Source organism: Pseudomonas sp. PvP100, assembly GCF_017833055.1.
Lineage (GTDB): Bacteria > Pseudomonadota > Gammaproteobacteria > Pseudomonadales > Pseudomonadaceae > Aquipseudomonas > Aquipseudomonas syringae.
In genome coordinates, this window is the sequence record NZ_JAFIBO010000001.1 from 3,293,326 (window position 1) to 3,309,802 (window position 16,477).

The 16,477-nt window shown below is 58.8% G+C and carries 13 protein-coding genes; 5 read left to right on the forward strand and 8 right to left on the reverse strand.

The annotated features are described in order from the left end of the window. Positions 1-3 precede the first annotated feature (3 nt). The 3 genes from JOE39_RS13965 to JOE39_RS13975 all read right to left on the reverse strand — a co-directional run bounded on the left by JOE39_RS13965 (position 4) and on the right by JOE39_RS13975 (position 2,276). Positions 4-1,137: a DUF3396 domain-containing protein gene (locus tag JOE39_RS13965; protein ID WP_024665790.1), complete on the reverse strand. Its 1,134-nt coding sequence runs from the start codon at positions 1,135-1,137 to the stop codon at positions 4-6. After that, the gene (locus tag JOE39_RS13970) at positions 1,118-1,321 is read right to left on the reverse strand and encodes a hypothetical protein (protein ID WP_074907327.1); all 204 of its coding nucleotides are present in this window, start codon (positions 1,319-1,321) and stop codon (positions 1,118-1,120) included. Before JOE39_RS13970 ends, JOE39_RS13965 begins: the two co-directional genes overlap by 20 nt. Before the next feature lie 295 nt (positions 1,322-1,616). Continuing rightward, on the reverse strand, positions 1,617-2,276 hold the full coding sequence (locus tag JOE39_RS13975) for a TetR family transcriptional regulator (RefSeq protein ID WP_210078628.1): 660 nt from the start codon (positions 2,274-2,276) through the stop codon (positions 1,617-1,619). 255 nt (positions 2,277-2,531) lie between these two features. On the opposite strand from JOE39_RS13975, the gene JOE39_RS13980 reads away from it, so the two are divergent. Genes JOE39_RS13980 through JOE39_RS13990 form a run of 3 tightly spaced genes read left to right on the forward strand, consistent with a single transcriptional unit; the run spans position 2,532 to position 8,287 of the window. Further along, positions 2,532-3,692 (forward strand): efflux RND transporter periplasmic adaptor subunit, encoded by a 1,161-nt coding sequence (locus JOE39_RS13980; RefSeq protein WP_004389713.1) that lies wholly within the window; start codon positions 2,532-2,534, stop codon positions 3,690-3,692. A gap of 3 nt (positions 3,693-3,695) precedes the next feature. Beyond that, entirely contained in the window at positions 3,696-6,830 is a 3,135-nt protein-coding gene (locus JOE39_RS13985; RefSeq protein WP_010424049.1) for an efflux RND transporter permease subunit, read from the forward strand. Continuing rightward, the gene (locus JOE39_RS13990; RefSeq protein ID WP_010424048.1) at positions 6,827-8,287 is read left to right on the forward strand and encodes an AdeC/AdeK/OprM family multidrug efflux complex outer membrane factor; all 1,461 of its coding nucleotides are present in this window, start codon (positions 6,827-6,829) and stop codon (positions 8,285-8,287) included. Before JOE39_RS13985 ends, JOE39_RS13990 begins: the two co-directional genes overlap by 4 nt. Before the next feature lie 66 nt (positions 8,288-8,353). Here JOE39_RS13990 and JOE39_RS13995 read toward each other — a convergent pair whose 3' ends face one another. The 5 genes from JOE39_RS13995 to pcaR form a co-directional block, all read right to left on the reverse strand. After that, positions 8,354-9,655: an MFS family transporter gene (locus JOE39_RS13995; RefSeq protein WP_003425192.1), complete on the reverse strand. Its 1,302-nt coding sequence runs from the start codon at positions 9,653-9,655 to the stop codon at positions 8,354-8,356. A gap of 212 nt (positions 9,656-9,867) precedes the next feature. Beyond that, complete coding sequence (pcaF, locus tag JOE39_RS14000) at positions 9,868-11,067, reverse strand: 3-oxoadipyl-CoA thiolase (protein WP_210078627.1); 1,200 nt, start codon at positions 11,065-11,067, stop codon at positions 9,868-9,870. Next, positions 11,067-11,849, reverse strand: coding sequence for a CoA-transferase subunit beta (locus JOE39_RS14005; protein ID WP_170963814.1), 783 nt, complete (start codon positions 11,847-11,849; stop codon positions 11,067-11,069). Before JOE39_RS14005 ends, pcaF begins: the two co-directional genes overlap by 1 nt. After that, complete coding sequence (locus tag JOE39_RS14010; RefSeq protein ID WP_024683939.1) at positions 11,846-12,703, reverse strand: CoA transferase subunit A; 858 nt, start codon at positions 12,701-12,703, stop codon at positions 11,846-11,848. Before JOE39_RS14010 ends, JOE39_RS14005 begins: the two co-directional genes overlap by 4 nt. Before the next feature lie 156 nt (positions 12,704-12,859). Next, positions 12,860-13,702: a pca regulon transcriptional regulator PcaR gene (pcaR, locus tag JOE39_RS14015; RefSeq protein WP_003363842.1), complete on the reverse strand. Its 843-nt coding sequence runs from the start codon at positions 13,700-13,702 to the stop codon at positions 12,860-12,862. An 858-nt stretch (positions 13,703-14,560) separates the two neighbouring features. On the opposite strand from pcaR, the gene JOE39_RS14020 reads away from it, so the two are divergent. Next, a complete protein-coding gene (locus JOE39_RS14020) occupies positions 14,561-14,758 on the forward strand; it encodes a hypothetical protein (RefSeq protein ID WP_002554967.1) in 198 nt (65 codons plus the stop codon). Between the two features lie 206 nt (positions 14,759-14,964). Beyond that, positions 14,965-16,437: an inorganic phosphate transporter gene (locus JOE39_RS14025; RefSeq protein WP_003425186.1), complete on the forward strand. Its 1,473-nt coding sequence runs from the start codon at positions 14,965-14,967 to the stop codon at positions 16,435-16,437. The last annotated feature ends 40 nt before the right edge of the window (positions 16,438-16,477 follow it).

The window sequence follows — 16,477 nt, forward strand, 5'->3', positions numbered from 1 at the left end:
GTTTCAGGAATGCATCCCGGCCCAAAACCATTGCGTTTTCTTGCTCTTTATATGGGCAAACGCAGGCATGAGTTCACCTTCGTCGAAGTGTCGACGCGAGCCGGACTGTGCACTGCTGAACCAGCTGCCTGAGCGAGGGCAGGCTTGCCCGGCATTGACCGGCGGCAGCGGCTTTTCGTCGAATCGCGCATACCACTGCGCGGTGGTTTCATCGGTAAAGCCAATCCCTGGAACCAGGTAGGGATGAAGATTGCCGGTGTCCTGCAGGCGAATCGGCTTGATCATCCTGTTGACCGTCACATAAGACTGCGGCGGCGGCAGCCCTCTCCCGCCCAGCTCGGGCACCTCACCGGCGCGGATAATCAAGCCATTGCGATAGGTATGGAACACGATCTCGCTGTGAGCGCTCATCTCGCCGCGCATTTTGTCGCTGCCTCCCAGTTGCCTGACGAACGCATCGCCAAGCACGGTGTACCAACTGACGCCCTTTATGCGGTCCAGCAGACGCAGGCTTTCAATGTGCGGGCCGGGATCGACCATCAGCCCGCTAAAATCCTGAGCAAGCCGAAATTCCCGGGGCAAATACTGATGGCCGTCGCACGGCAAAACGCAGGCAAGACCACCAAAGCCGTGCTCGGCCTGCAGTTCGCTGCTGAGGTACCTGATCCACTCCTCGTACTGTTTCAAGCCGTCGGGCTCGGTCAGATATGACCAGGGCAGAACCATTTTCAGACATGATCGGTCGTTGTCGGCCTGCCCCTCTGAGGTGTTCATCACGAACAGGCTGTAGGTGGCGACTTCAGCCTGAGTGGCGCTGGCGATAGACCAGATGAACTGCTCGTCAGGCGGGCTCTCGACAATCTGGCGCCGGGTCGAAGCGAACCCGGAGCCGCTCAGGCGACGCATGCGTTTGAAGAGTTGCCATTTGAGTCTGGTTTTGAACGCTTCGTAAAAGCGCAAAAAGCAGGCTTCGACGCGACGCTTCATCTCCACAGTGTGGCCATTGCGAAAATACAGCGTGGTGATCAACCCCAATCGTATGACCGGTGTGCCCAATACTGAATCCATGGCCACACGTTCAGATTGTTGCGTGATCCTGGCCAATAACCCCACAGCGTCAGTTGCAGTGTCCGACATGCCCTGCCCTCCCATCAGTCGCCGGGGTCAGGTTTTTGCGCGTACCTGCATGCCCTTCGCAGGTATCGGTCACGCCAGAGATGTCCCCGCTCATTGGGTAGCCATGGCCCTGCCTGCCCGAGTAGACATCAGCGTCACTGGTGATGATTTCAGGGCACATAGGCGCAAGATTCGGCAAAAACATGCAACCTTCCTCTCTTCTGATCTTTCAGGAGGCGAAGAGTGAAGGGAGTTTTCCTGCGGAGCAATACTCGGAATTTACTTTGGGAAATCAGCTACATGTATCAGGAAATGTCCTACTTGCTTCCTACAATATCTTGTCAGATCAACGCTCGCTGATGCTTGCACGGTGAGCGCAATCGGTAAATACAGGTAAACGATCGGTAAACACACTATATAAGAGGCACGGATTGGAGTTAGGCTCTGCACAGCATCGCTGGCAGGCGGAACCGGCGGGTGCCGCCGCCGGTCATGTTCAGTCAGGCACCCACTGTCGAGCGGTTATTATCGATCAGCAAAGTCGGGCTGAAACGCAGCATGTCCAGGCACACGTCGACCAGTTGCTCGGCCTCTGCGGGCAGCGAGAAGCTGTCCGGAACCAGCAGCCATTGGTAAATGATGCCGTTGACGTAGGCAAACAGCGCCACGGCAGCCCGGGCGGTGTCCAGCCCTTTGGGTAATTGCCCTTGGCGTACGGCGTTGTTCAGCCCCAGGGTGATACGGTCGTGGCACTGTATGGCGTTGTCCTGACGCTGACGACGGAAATCACACATCTCGTCGGTAAACTCGCACTTGTGAAAGAGGATTTCATTGATGCGACGGGTTTTCGGGTCCAGTGCGAGTTCATGAAACAGGTGAATCAACAGATTTCTCATGCAGCCCAGCGGGTCTTCCTCGTCCTCGCTCTGGCTGGCCTCGGCCATTTCGTCAAGAGGCTCCTGAAGGCTGTCGAGCATGGCCTGCACCAGATCGGCCTTATTGTTGAAGTGCCAATAGATGGCGCCTCGCGTCACACCGGCAAGGGTGGCAATGTCGGCCAGCGTCGTGCGGGCGACGCCTCGCTCATAAAAAGCCTGCTCGGCAGCCTCCAGAATCTGGCTGCGAGTGATCTGAGCTTCCTCTTTGGTGCGACGAACCATGGCAATAAGACCTCAAAAAATTCACCTCAGGCATGCGTTTTGCGTCATGCCTCAAGATATGACCGGGCGGCATTTGTCTCGCCTTGTCCCGAATTGGCTCCCGGCTCCCTGAATACTGGCCGAATGCGCACGGCAGGTGTTTACAAACAACCGCGAATGTAAGTATATTCCTTAGCATGCTACTTATCTAGCCGAAATATTTTTTAACACTTCAACGTACTGTTGAGAAAACAGGCTCCTGCCCCGAGGATCTTCATGCAATTCAAGCCAGCTGTTACCGTTCTGGTCACTGCCATCGCCCTGGCAACCCTGCTCAGTGGCTGTAGCAAGAAGGAACAGGCCGCCCCGCCTGCGCAAACCCCTCAGGTAGGCGTCGTTACCATCAAAGCACAGCCGTATACCCTGACCACCGAGCTGCCGGGCCGGACCACCGCATTCCGCGTTGCCGAGGTTCGCCCTCAGGTCAACGGCATCATTCTCAAGCGTCTGTTCACCGAAGGTGGGGATGTCAAAGCCGGTCAGCAGCTCTACCAGATCGATCCGGCTGTCTATGAAGCCAACGCCAACAGCGCCAAGGCCACCCTGCAGTCCGCCAAGTCGATGTCCGATCGCTACAAGCAACTGGTCAGCGAGCAGGCAGTGAGCCGTCAGGAGTACGACACGGCGCTAGCATCCACCCAGGAAGCTCAGGCAACCCTGCAGACCGCCCAGATCAACCTGCGCTACACCAAGGTGCTGGCTCCTATTTCCGGTCGTATCGGTCGCTCTGCGGTGACTGAAGGCGCACTGGTGAGCAGCGCGCAGACCGACGCGATGGCAACCATCCAGCAACTCGATCCAATCTATGTCGACGTGGTGCAGTCATCTGCCGACATGCTCAAGCTGCGCAGCGACCTGGATAGCGGCAAGCTGCAGAAAGCCGGTGACAACGCGGCCAAGGTCAAGCTGACCCTGGAAGACAACAGCGTCTACGCCCAGGAAGGCAAACTGGAATTCTCCGAGGTATCGGTTGACCAGACCACCGGCTCCGTGACCCTGCGTGCGGTGTTCCCGAACCCTGAACACCGTCTGCTGCCGGGCATGTTCGTTCATGCGCAGTTGCAGGCTGGCGTCAATTCGAAGGCCATCCTGGCACCGCAGCAAGGCGTAACCCGTGACCTGAAAGGCACGCCGACCGCCATGGTAGTCAACCAGGACAACAAGGTTGAAATGCGCACGCTGGTGGCCAATCGCACCGTGGGCAGCGACTGGCTGATCGAAGACGGCCTGAAAGAAGGTGATCGCGTCATCACCGAAGGCTTGCAGTACGTCAAACCAGGCGCCGAAGTGAAAGTCGCCGAAGCGACCAACGTCAAAGGAGCAAACCCGGCACCTGCCCCGGCCACTGATAAAGCCGCAGGCAGCAAAGGGGAGTAACCCATGTCGAAATTTTTTATTGATCGACCCATTTTTGCCTGGGTTATTGCCCTCGTGATCATGCTGGTCGGTGCGCTGTCGATTTCCAGCCTGCCGATCAACCAGTACCCGAGCATCGCACCGCCCGCCATCGGTATCCAGGTCACCTATCCGGGCGCGTCTGCCCAGACGGTGCAGGACACTGTGGTCCAGGTGATCGAGCAACAGCTCAACGGTATCGATAACCTGCGTTATGTCAGCTCGGAAAGTAACTCCGACGGCAGCATGACCATCACGGCGACCTTCAATCAGGGCACCAACCCGGATACGGCGCAGGTCCAGGTGCAGAACAAGCTCAACCTCGCGACCCCGCTGCTGCCACAGGAAGTGCAGCAACAGGGTATCCGCGTCACCAAGGCAGTGAAGAACTTCCTGATGGTGATCGGTCTGGTGTCGGAAGACGGCAGCATGGGCAAGGAAGACCTGGCCAACTACATTGTGTCGAACATGCAGGACCCGATCTCCCGGACCTCCGGTGTGGGTGACTTCCAGGTGTTCGGTTCGCAGTACGCCATGCGTATCTGGCTGGACCCGGCCAAGCTGAACAACTTCCAGCTGACCCCGGTAGACGTGAAAAACGCGATCACCGCGCAGAACGTTCAGGTGTCGTCCGGCCAGTTGGGCGGCCTGCCATCGATCAGCGGCCAGCAGTTGAACGCTACGATCATCGGCAAGACGCGTCTTCAGACCGCCGAGCAGTTCGGCAATATCTTCCTCAAGGTCAACACCGACGGCTCACAGGTTCGCCTGAAAGACGTCGCTACAGTCGGCCTGGGCGCAGAGAACTACAGCACCGATTCGCAGTTCGACGGCAAACCGGCTTCCGGTCTGGCGATCAAGCTCGCCACCGGCGCCAACGCACTGGACACCGCCAAGGCCATCCGCGCGACCGTTTCGTCGCTGGAGCCATTCTTCCCGCCTGGCATGAAAGTCGTGTACCCGTATGACACCACACCGGTGGTGAGCGAATCGATCAACGGCGTGGTGCACACCCTGATCGAAGCGATCGTGCTGGTGTTCCTGGTGATGTACCTGTTCCTGCAGAACTTCCGCGCAACCATCATCACCACGATGACGGTTCCGGTGGTCTTGCTGGGTACGTTCGGCATCCTCGCGGCCTTCGGCTTCACAATCAACACCCTGACCATGTTCGGTATGGTGCTGGCCATCGGCTTGCTGGTGGACGATGCGATTGTGGTGGTGGAAAACGTCGAGCGGGTCATGGAGGAGGAAAAGCTCTCCCCGCGCGACGCCACGATCAAGTCCATGACACAGATTCAAGGCGCACTGGTCGGTATTGCCCTGGTGCTGTCGGCGGTTCTATTGCCAATGGCGTTTTTCGGTGGCTCCACCGGGGTGATCTACAAGCAGTTCTCGATCACCATCGTCTCGGCCATGGCCCTGTCGGTCGTGGTTGCGCTGATCTTCACCCCGGCGCTGTGCGCCACCATGCTCAAGCCCATCGATCACGAGAAGCACGGGCAACCGAAACGTGGTTTCTTCGGCTGGTTCAACCGTACCTTCGACCGTAGCGTTCTGAGTTACGAGCGCGGCGTCGGCAACATGCTCAAGCACAAGTGGCCTGCGTACCTGGGTTACATACTGATCTGCGCGGGCATGGTGTTCATGTTCATGCGTATTCCGGCTGCGTTCCTGCCGGATGAAGACCAGGGCGTTATCTTCGCCCAGATCCAGACACCGGCCGGCTCCTCGACCGAGCGTACGCAGGAAGTCATCGATCAGATGCGTGAGTACCTGCTGACCAAGGAAAGCGGCGCAGTGAAGTCGGTGTTCTCGGTAAACGGCTTCAACTTCGCAGGCCGCGGTCAAAGCTCGGCGATTGCGTTCGTGATGCTCAAGCCGTGGGAGGAGCGTGATTCCAACAACAGCGTCTTCGAACTGGCCAAGCGGGCTCAGGGCTATTTCTTCAGTCTGCGCGACGCGATGGTGTTTGCGGTCGTCCCGCCTTCGGTACTTGAACTGGGTAACGCCACCGGCTTCGATGTTTACTTGCAGGATCAAGGCGGCGTGGGTCACGACAAGCTGATGGAAGCGCGTAACCAGTTCCTCGGTATGGCCGCACAGAGCAAGATTCTGGCGGGTGTGCGTCCCAACGGGCTGAACGACGAACCGCAGTACCAGTTGATCATTGACGACGAGCGCGCCAGCGCTTTGGGTATCACCCTGTCGGACATCAACAACACACTGTCCATCGCGTTGGGTGGCAGCTACGTCAACGACTTCATCGACCGTGGCCGTGTGAAGAAGGTGTACATCCAGGGCGATGCAGGTGCGCGTATGACGCCTGAAGATCTGAAGAAATGGTACGTGCGCAACAGCGCAGGTGAGATGGTGCCGTTCTCGGCCTTCGCCAGCGGCAAATGGTCCTACGGCTCGCCGAAACTGTCACGCTACAACGGCGTGGCGGCAGAGGAAGTGCTCGGTACTCCAGCCCCTGGTTACAGCAGCGGCGACGCGATGAACGAAGTCGAAGCGCTGGCCAAGAAGCTGCCGCAGGGCATCGGCATCTCGTGGACCGGTCTGTCTTACGAGGAACGCCTTTCCGGTTCGCAGGCCCCTGCCCTGTATGCCTTGTCGTTGCTGGTCGTGTTCCTCTGTCTGGCGGCGCTGTATGAAAGCTGGTCGATTCCGATCGCGGTCATCCTCGTGGTGCCACTGGGGGTTATCGGTGCATTGATGGCAACCAGCCTGCGCGGTCTGTCCAACGACGTGTTCTTCCAGGTCGGCTTGTTGGTGACGGTGGGGCTGGCGGCGAAAAACGCCATTCTGATCGTCGAGTTCGCCAAAGAGCTTCACGAACAGGGCAAGAGCCTGGTGGACGCGGCGATCGAGGCCTGCCGCATGCGTCTGCGCCCGATCATCATGACTTCCATGGCCTTCATCCTCGGCGTCGTACCGTTGGCGATTTCCACGGGCGCAGGTTCGGGCAGTCAGCATTCGATCGGTACTGGCGTAATTGGCGGTATGATCACCGCAGTTATTCTGGCGATCTTCTGGGTGCCCCTGTTCTTCGTAACGGTTTCAGGGCTCTTCAAGAGCAAGCAGAAACATATTTCACACGATGAGGCTGGCCAATGAGCAAGTCATTGATCTCACTTGCAGTTACCGCGTTCATTCTCGGCGGCTGCTCTTTGATCCCCGATTACAAACAGCCGGAAGCACCGGTCGCGGCACAATATCCGCAAGGGCCGGCGTACTCGCCGGTCGAAGGCGCCAAAATGGCCGCCGCGGAACAAGGCTGGCGGCACTTCTTCAATGACCCGGCGCTGCAACAGCTGATTCAGACTGCACTGCTCAACAACCGTGACCTTCGGGTTGCGGCGCTGAACATCGACGCCTACCGCGCCCAGTACCGTATCCAGCGCTCGGACCTGTTCCCTGCCGTTTCGGCCACGGGTAGCGGCTCACGTCAGCGCGTGCCAGGTGACCAGTCGCAAACCGGTCAGCCCGGCATCACCAGCAGCTACTCGGCCACCCTGGGTGTCAGCTCTTACGAACTGGACCTCTTCGGCCGGGTACGCAGCCTCAGCGAGCAGGCGCTGGAGACCTACTTCGCCAGCGAGGAAGCACGTCGCAGCACCCAGATCAGTCTGGTGGCCAGCGTCGCCAATGCCTACATGACCTGGCAGGCCGACAAGGAACTGCTCAAGCTGACGCAGGACACCCTGAAGACCTACGAAGAAAGCTTCCGTCTGACCTCGCGCGCCAGCGAAGTCGGCGTGTCTTCGGCACTGGACCTGAGCCAGTCGCGCACCGCCGTCGAAAGCGCGCGCGCCAAACTGGCCCAGTACCAGCGCCTGGTTGCCCAGGATCAGAACAGTCTGGTGCTGCTGCTCGGCACCAGCCTGCCTGACAACCTGCCTGCCAGCCACTTGCTCGATTCCGACATGCTGACCGAAATGCCGGCAGGCCTGCCGTCCGACCTGCTGCAGCGTCGTCCGGACATTCTGGAAGCCGAGCACTCACTGAAGGCGGCCAACGCCAACATCGGCGCGGCACGTGCAGCGTTCTTCCCGAGCATCAGCCTGACGGCCAGTGCCGGGACCAGCAGCAGCGAGCTGTCCGGCCTGTTCAAGGGCGGATCGGGCGCTTGGCTGTTCCAGCCAAGCATCAACATTCCGATCTTCAACGCCGGTAACCTGCGCGCCAGCCTGGACTACTCGAAAATCCAGAAGGAAATCAGCGTTGCCAACTACGAGAAGGCGATTCAGACCGCCTTCCAGGAAGTGTCCGACGGCCTGGCTTCACGCAAGACTTATGACGAGCAGCTCCAGGCGCAACGTGACTTCGTCGCGGCCAACCAGGATTACTACCGTCTGGCCGAGCGTCGTTACCGGATCGGCATCGACAGCAACCTGACCTTCCTCGACGCCCAGCGCTCGCTGTTCAGTGCGCAACAAACGCTGATCACCGATCGCCTGTCGCAGCTGACCAGCGAGGTCAACCTGTACAAGGCCCTCGGCGGCGGCTGGTATGAAAGAACCGGACAGACCGAAACCATCTCCAAGGAGAAGCCTTCGGTTCAGCTGTTCTGATTGACAGCGGCAGACAAAAAAACCACCTGATCAGGTGGTTTTTTTGTGGCCGGCACACACCTGCGATCAATGATCCTGATGCAGGTACTTAGGCTCTTTGGGCAAACGCAGACTGAACAGGAACGCTACCGCCATCATGGCCGTCACGTACCAGTAAAAGCTGTTTTCCATTCCGGCACTCTTGAGTTTCAGTGCAACCCACTCAGCCGAGCCGCCGAACATTGCGTTGGCCACCGCGTACGCCAGACCCACGCCCAGCGCACGAACCTGAGGCGGAAACATCTCGGCTTTGACCAGCCCGCTGATCGAGGTGTAGAAGCTGACGATCGCCAGCGCCAGGGTAATCAGCACAAAGGCAATAAACGGGTTGGTGGTGGTCTTGAGCGTCATCAGGATCGGCACTGTGAACAGCGTACCCAGCGCGCCGAACAGGAGCATCGAATTGCGACGGCCAATGCGGTCCGCGAGCATGCCGAAGAACGGCTGCATGCACATGTACAGAAACAGCGCACCGGTCATGATGTAGCTGGCGGTCTTGGCTTCCATGCCCCCGGTGTTGACCAGGTATTTCTGCATGTAGGTCGTGAAGGTATAGAAAATCAGCGAGCCACCGGCGGTGTAGCCCAGCACTGTGATGAAGGCAGCAGCATGATGCTTGAACAGTGCCGCAATACTGCCCGCGTCCTTGTCCTGCCGGCTTTCGGCCGTGGTGGTTTCATTGAGGGTGCGACGCAACAGCAAGGCGATGACCGCAGCGCCAGCACCGATCACGAAGGGGATACGCCAGCCGTAGTCACGCAGTTCTTCGGTGGTCAGGAATTGCTGGAGGATGACCACCGTCAACACCGCCAGCAATTGCCCGCCGATCAGGGTGACGTACTGAAACGAAGCATAAAAGCCGCGCTGGCCGCGCAGCGCCACTTCACTCATATAAGTGGCCGTGGTGCCGTACTCGCCACCTACCGACAGGCCTTGCAGCAGGCGCGCCATCAACAGTAAGGCCGGCGCCCAGGCGCCAATCGAGGCATAGGTCGGCAGGCAGGCGATGATCAATGATCCGGCACACATCATGGTGACCGAAATCAGCATGGAGTTCTTGCGGCCATGTTTGTCTGCGACACGACCAAACAGCCAGCCGCCAATCGGACGCATCAGAAAGCCAGCGGCAAATACACCTGCGGTGTTGAGCAACTGAACGGTCGGATCATCGGAAGGGAAGAAAGCCGGTGCGAAATAAATCGCGCAGAAGGCGTAGATATAAAAGTCGAACCATTCGACCAGGTTGCCGGATGAGGCGCCGACAATGGCGAAAATTCTTTTGCTTCGCTCCTCGCCGGTGTAATGCGGTGCTTTTGATGTTGTAGTCATTATTTTCCCCAAGCAGAACTGTCCATAAGAAACAATCTGTAACACCGTCTTTAATCGAGCACAATAAGTCAGGCCAATTCAGCCGAATGGAATAGCGGGATCGTTGAGAATCCGGGCGTCCAGACGAACAACAACCCGGATCATCGGCCTGCCTTTTCGTGGAGGCTGACAAACGATCCGGGTTGCTGGACAACAGGTTGAAGCGGGAGGGCTTACCGCTCGATGGCCAGCGCAAGCCCCTGCCCGACGCCGACGCACATGGTTGCCAGGCCTCTGCGCCCGCCGGTTTTCTCCAGATGATGCAGCGCCGTCAGCACCAGCCGCGCGCCGCTCATGCCCAGCGGATGGCCTAGGGCAATCGCCCCGCCGTTGGGATTGACCTGCGGCGCATCGTCCGCCAGACCCAGCTCGCGCAGCACCGCAAGCCCCTGGCTGGCAAATGCTTCATTGAGCTCGATGACATCGAAATCGGTCACCGCCAGCCCCAGACGCTCGACCAGTTTACGCACCGCTGGCACCGGGCCAATGCCCATCACCCGAGGTGCAACCGCGGCGCTGGCCATGCCGAGCACGCGGGCGCGGGGCGTCAGGCCATGCTTTTTGACTGCTTCGGCCGACGCCAGAATCAGCGCAGCAGCGCCGTCGTTGACTCCGGACGCATTACCGGCAGTCACCGTGCGGTCCGGGCCATTGACCGGCTTGAGTTTGCTCAGGGTTTCCAGACTGGTATCGCCACGCGGATGCTCATCCTTGTCGACAAGGGTCTCGCCCTTTTTGTGCGCGACTCGCACCGGCACGATCTCTTCCTCGAAAAAGCCCGCAGCCTGGGAAACGGCAGTGCGTTGCTGGCTGCGCAGGGCGAAAGCGTCCTGATCGGCTCGAGAAATCCTGAAGTCGGTTGCCACGTTGTCGCCCGTCTCGGGCATTGAGTCCACGCCGTACTGTGCTTTCATCGCCGGATTGATAAAGCGCCAGCCGATGGTGGTGTCTTCCAGCTTCATGTTGCGCGAAAACGCGGCATCGGCCTTGCCCATCACGAAGGGGGCACGGGACATCGACTCGACGCCTCCGGCGATGGCCAGCTCGATTTCACCGGAAGCGATGGCCCGGAACGCGGTGCCGATGGCGTCCATCCCGGACGCACACAAGCGATTGAGGGTGACGCCCGGTACGCTTTGCGGCAGCCCGGCCAACAGTGCGGCCATGCGCGCGACGTTGCGGTTGTCCTCGCCGGCCTGATTGGCGCAGCCAAGGAACACTTCGTCGATCTCTTCCCAGTTGACCGAAGGGTTGCGCTCCATCAGCGCCTTGATCGGCACCGCAGCCAAGTCGTCTGCACGCACCGAAGACAACCCACCACCAAAGCGACCGATGGGCGTACGAATCGCATCGCAAATAAATACATCACGCATCACGCTTCTCCTGCGACCTGACCATGAGCCGCGGCAGTTCGTGCTTCCAGATCACGCAGCGCCGTCAGCTCGACGTCAGTGGGCTCTTCGGACACAACAACGGTGTCGGCAAAGCGGATCTCCCAGCCGGTTGCGGCGATCACCTGCTCGCGGGTCACGCCAGGGTGCAGCGTGGTCACGACGAACTCGTGGGTGCCGGCTTCCGGCTCCATGATGCACAGGTCGGTGATGATGCCCACTGGGCCGGCACCGGGCAGGCCCAGGCGTTTGCGCGAGTCGCCACCTTCGCCATGGCCGACCGAGGTGATGAAGTCCAGCTTGTCGACGAACGAACGCGCCGACTGCTTGAGAATGATCAGCACTGACTTGGCCGACCCGGCGATCTCCGGCGCACCACCGGCGCCCGGCAGACGCACTTTTGGATGATGGTAATCGCCGACCACGGTGGTGTTGATGTTGCCGAAACGGTCGACCTGCGCCGCGCCGAGAAAGCCGACATCGACGCGACCGCCCTGCAGCCAGTAGCGAAATATTTCACTGGTGGAGACCACTGTGTCTGCGGTTTCAGCCAACTCGCCATCGCCGATAGACAACGGCAAGACCGTGGGCTTGGCACCAATCGGACCGGACTCGTAGATCAGTACTACGTCAGGCGCAGAGGTAAGACGTGCCAGGTTCGCCGCCTTCGAAGGCAGGCCGATGCCGACGAAGCACACAGAACCATTACGCAAGCGACGGGCTGCGGCAACGGTCATCATTTCACTGGTGGAGTAAGTCATTATTTGGCCTCCGAAGCGCGAGCCAGCTTGCTCTGGAATTCACTGAAGTCTGCGGTGCCGTGGATGTATTCATCGATCCACGCCGTGAACGTCTCCCGTTCTCGGGCGATCGGGTCCCAGGCCTGATAGAACGGGTTGTCACGCTCGTAGTAGCCATGCGCATAAGACGGATGCGCGCCGCCTGGCACCAGGCACACCGCGCTCAGCGCCCAGGTCGGCAGCACGCAGGAATTCATCGGCGCCTTGAGGTCATCGACGATTTCTTCCACCGTCACAATGCAACGCTTCGCAGCCAGTGCGGCTTCTTTCTGCGCACCGAGAATGCCCCACAACAGCACGTTGCCCTTGCGGTCGGCTTTCTGTGCATGAATCACGGTTACGTCGGGACGTACCGAAGGCACCGCTGCCAACACTTCGCCGGTGAACGGGCAGGTGACCGTCTTGATCAGCGGGTTGACCTTGGGCAGGTCGGACCCGGCATAAGCGCGCAGCACCGCGAACGGCAGACCGGACGCGCCCGCTACATAAGCGTTGGCGAGGTCGGCATGGCTGTGCTCTTCAATTTCCATCGCGCGCGGCCACTGCTTTTCAACGGCATCGCGCAAACGGTGCAAGGAGCCAACGCCAGGGTTGCCGCCCCACGAGAAAATCAGCCGCTTCGCACAGCCGGCACCGATCAACTGGTCGTAGATCAGATCGGGCGTCATGCGCACAAGGGTCAGGTCTTTTTTACCCTGACGGATGATTTCATGCCCAGCGGCCGTGGGGATCAGATGCGTGAAGCCTTCCAGCGCAACGGTGTCGCCATCGTTGACCAGTTGCTTCACCGCATCGCGTAGAGAAAGAATGTCTGCCATGAGGTGCTCCGAACCCAACATCACGTTCAATGATCAGCGCGAAGACCTGCGCCGGAATGAAAATGAGGTTATGCCTGAGCAAGAAGGCAAACAATCCGATAATCGACTAAACGTTCGGTAATCGAACGAATTCAATCCGTCTAAAATACGGCAACGTCAGGTAAACAGCTGCGTACTCAGGTCGCGACTGGCATCGAGCATGATCGGCAGAAAGCGCTGTTCCAGCTCGCTGCGTGCCACACGTCCGGCGCTGGTACTGACATTCAGCGCAGCCAGCACCTGGCCCGACGCATCATAGACCGGTACGGCAATCGAACGCAGCCCCTGCTCCAGTTCCTGATCGACAATGCACCAGCCTTGTTGCCGAACCAGCTGCAGACATTCGAGCAAGGCCTCCGGCGTGCGAATGGTGCGGCTGGTCTTGGGCTGCAGATCGACATGGTCAAGGTATTCATGCAGCGACACGTCATCCAGTGCGGCCAGCAGAATGCGGCCCATGGATGTGCAGTACGCGGGAAGACGACCGCCCACGGAAAGGTCGACCGAGATGAGTCGCTGCGTGGTCGCAGAGCGCGCTATATAAAGAATGTCGTCGCCTTCCAGAGTCGCCATATTGCACGCCTCGTGCAGCTGGTCGCTCATACGGTCCAGATAAGGCTGCGATGACGTTGCCAGTGGCGTCGATGACAAATAGGCGTGGCCCAGCGTCAATACTTTGGGCAGTAGCGAGTAGGTACGGCCGTCAGTGGTCGCATAACCGAGCTTGATCAGGGTGTGCAGACAACGACGCACTGCCGCACGGGGGATCTCGGTGCGGTGGCTGATCTGCGCAATGGTCAGGTGTCTCTTACGCTCCTGAAAGGCATGAATCACGGCCAGCCCGCGCGCCAGCGAGGTCATGAAATCCGGGTCACCGGTCAGCGCCTGAATGCGCTTTGCGGGCGACGCCACGATGGGCGGTGCCAACGAGGCAAAAGATTTACGCAGTTCGTCGTTCATTGAAACACCTTATGTAACTGCCTTTCAGGCCCTGTAAACCGTAGGTTTCAGCTCTTTTCAGAGGAGCGAAGCCCGCCCTCATTTGTGCGATTATCGAACAGGTGGCCGATAATCGCAATTGACCCCATGTAAATATACTTATACCTTTACCTCTGCCACGAAGTGACTTCTTGGAAATACTGGTCAGGTACCCACTGAGAAGTCCAAGGCAGCGGCCTTGCTCACCAAGCAAGGCCGTTTTCATTACTCAGGCGCATCCCTCGTGCCCGATGCTCGCGACCCCCTCCTCTTCATCCCGTTCTCGGTCGGTGCCTGCCACGCGACTCCACACATCCTGCATATAAAAGACAGTGAATTTCTTCGCCAACATTTTGTCGTCGAACGTGAAAACTGTTTTATAAAACTTATGTCATATAAATGGCTCACTGAAACTTCGGAACAATCGTACAAAAAAACCAGACATGTGAACTCATTCAACCTCTGTTGTTGACGTAGCAGAAGTTCTTGGAGATAGTATCTGTCAGTTGGTTGGCAATACCCTCGCAACGATTGATCCATTGACCCGATTTCTGCCTCGACTGTCCTGTCGAAGCGTTGTCACGGTGCACCATCGCAGCGAGATCATCAGCAAGCCTGCCAGCGCAAGCCCTGTGCTTGAAATCAAACGTGTGTCGCTACGACAGGTGTTTCTCTCTGGTGCACGTAGCCGCAGACAACAACAGGCATGTCCAGTAACCCTTTCGCGCAATCGCCCGAACAGGCCGCTGACTGTAGTTGGTATACAGCCAGACTGGAGTGAACATACTTGCAATGTTTTGCGTCATCGCCAGAGCCCATTCGACTCGATCAGGTATTAAAGTGACTAAAGATGAACTGCGCGCGGAACTTGAGCGCCAGGAACAACGCTACAAGGATGTCTACGGCGGTGAAATCACCACCTACGCCGCGCAACCTGAACCGGAACGCAAGCCTTGGCGCAAAAGAGCCAGCCTGCTGGACCAGGCGTTCAAGCAAGAACTGCAAAAAATGGAAGAAGGCCTGAAAGAAGAGCCATGACAGCGCAGGGCCGATGATCCCTGCCCGATACGTTTCTGACTTTCAGCCCCCGGAATTACACGCCTTACTGCCTCATTGAACATTCAACGGGGCGGCGCTCATGCGTCTTTTTTTTGGTTTGAGGCGACACCACGTGGTGACGACAAGTCGTTCGGTATTTTTTCTGTCATAATCGCGCCCCCTTCAGACCCGGTCAGAAAACCTACATGATCGATTTATTCAGCGGGCTTGATGCCTGGGTGCTTGTGAGCCTGTTGCTCGCCCTGGCTTTCGTCCTCACCTTCGAGTTCATCAACGGCTTTCATGACACCGCCAACGCGGTGGCGACAGTCATTTACACCAAAGCGATGCCGCCTCATCTGGCCGTGCTCTTTTCCGGTGTATTCAACTTTCTCGGCGTGTTGCTGGGCGGCGTGGGCGTTGCCTATGCCATCGTCCACCTGCTGCCGGTCGAACTGCTTATCAACGTCAACACCGGACATGGCCTGGCCATGGTGTTCTCGCTGCTGGCGGCGGCGATTACCTGGAACCTCGGCACCTGGTACTTCGGCATTCCGGCCTCCAGTTCGCACACGCTGATCGGCTCGATACTCGGTGTGGGTCTGGCCAATGCGCTGCTCAACGATATCCCGCTGGCCGATGGCGTGAACTGGCAGAAAGCGATCGATATCGGCGCTTCGCTGGTGTTCTCGCCGCTGGCCGGCTTTATCGTTGCGGGCCTGGTACTGATTGCCCTGAAATGGTGGCGTCCGCTGTCGAAGATGCACAAGACCCCTGACCAGCGCCGCAAGCTTGATGACAAGAAGCACCCGCCGTTCTGGAACCGTCTGGTGCTGGTCATCTCCGCCATGGCGGTCAGCTTCGTACACGGTTCGAATGACGGCCAGAAAGGTATTGGCCTGATCATGCTGGTACTGATCGGTATCGTGCCCAGCCAGTTCGTGCTTGACCTCACCAGCACGACCTACCAGATCGAACGCACCCGCGATGCGACCCAGCACCTGAACCAGTTCTATCAGCGCAACAGCAGCACGCTGGGCGAATACCTGGCCATGGGTAAAGCCGAAAAAGGCGACCTGCCGTCCAGCTCTGCCTGTAATCCGAAGCAGACCGAACCTACCATCGACGCGCTGCTCGACCGCCTGAAGGGCGTGTCCGACTACCATGCGCTGGCCCCTGAAAGCCGCATCGAAGTTCGTCGCTACCTGTTGTGCCTGGACGACACCGCCCGCAAGGTCGGCAAACTTCCGGACCTGTCAGCGCGTGAAAAATCCGACCTGGAGAAACTTCGCAAGGACCTGACCACCACCACCGAGTACGCACCGTTCTGGGTGATTCTGGCGGTCGCACTGGCGCTGGGCATCGGCACCATGGTCGGCTGGAAACGTGTGGTACTGACGATCGGCGAGAAAATCGGCAAGCAGGGCATGACCTACGCACAAGGCATGTCGGCGCAGATCACCACCGCCTGCGCGATTGGTCTGGCCAACGTGTTCAGTCTTCCAGTGTCCACCACGCACATTCTGTCGTCGGGTGTAGCCGGCACCATGGTCGCCAACAAGAGCGGTCTGCAAGGCGGAACCGTGCGCACCATCCTGCTGGCCTGGGTGCTGACCCTGCCGGCAACGGTCGCCTTGTCCGCAGCGTTGTTCTGGCTGGCTTCCAAGGCCCTGGCCTGATCCGAAACCCTTCGGGCGGTGCATACCTTGCACCGCTCAA

Bases quoted from the DNA above. Each gene is read 5' to 3' on its own strand.
- JOE39_RS14010 (WP_024683939.1), bottom strand. From the start codon at position 12,703: ATGGCAGACATTCTTTCTCTACGCGATGCGGTGAAGCAACTGGTCAAC.
- JOE39_RS13980 (WP_004389713.1), top strand. From the start codon at position 2,532: ATGCAATTCAAGCCAGCTGTTACCGTTCTGGTCACTGCCATCGCCCTG.
- JOE39_RS13970 (WP_074907327.1), bottom strand. From the start codon at position 1,321: ATGTTTTTGCCGAATCTTGCGCCTATGTGCCCTGAAATCATCACCAGT.
- JOE39_RS13985 (WP_010424049.1), top strand. From the start codon at position 3,696: ATGTCGAAATTTTTTATTGATCGACCCATTTTTGCCTGGGTTATTGCC.
- JOE39_RS13965 (WP_024665790.1), bottom strand. From the start codon at position 1,137: ATGTCGGACACTGCAACTGACGCTGTGGGGTTATTGGCCAGGATCACG.
- JOE39_RS13990 (WP_010424048.1), top strand. From the start codon at position 6,827: ATGAGCAAGTCATTGATCTCACTTGCAGTTACCGCGTTCATTCTCGGC.
- pcaR (WP_003363842.1), bottom strand. From the start codon at position 13,702: ATGAACGACGAACTGCGTAAATCTTTTGCCTCGTTGGCACCGCCCATC.
- JOE39_RS13975 (WP_210078628.1), bottom strand. From the start codon at position 2,276: ATGGTTCGTCGCACCAAAGAGGAAGCTCAGATCACTCGCAGCCAGATT.
- JOE39_RS13995 (WP_003425192.1), bottom strand. From the start codon at position 9,655: ATGACTACAACATCAAAAGCACCGCATTACACCGGCGAGGAGCGAAGC.
- JOE39_RS14025 (WP_003425186.1), top strand. From the start codon at position 14,965: ATGATCGATTTATTCAGCGGGCTTGATGCCTGGGTGCTTGTGAGCCTG.
- pcaF (WP_210078627.1), bottom strand. From the start codon at position 11,067: ATGCGTGATGTATTTATTTGCGATGCGATTCGTACGCCCATCGGTCGC.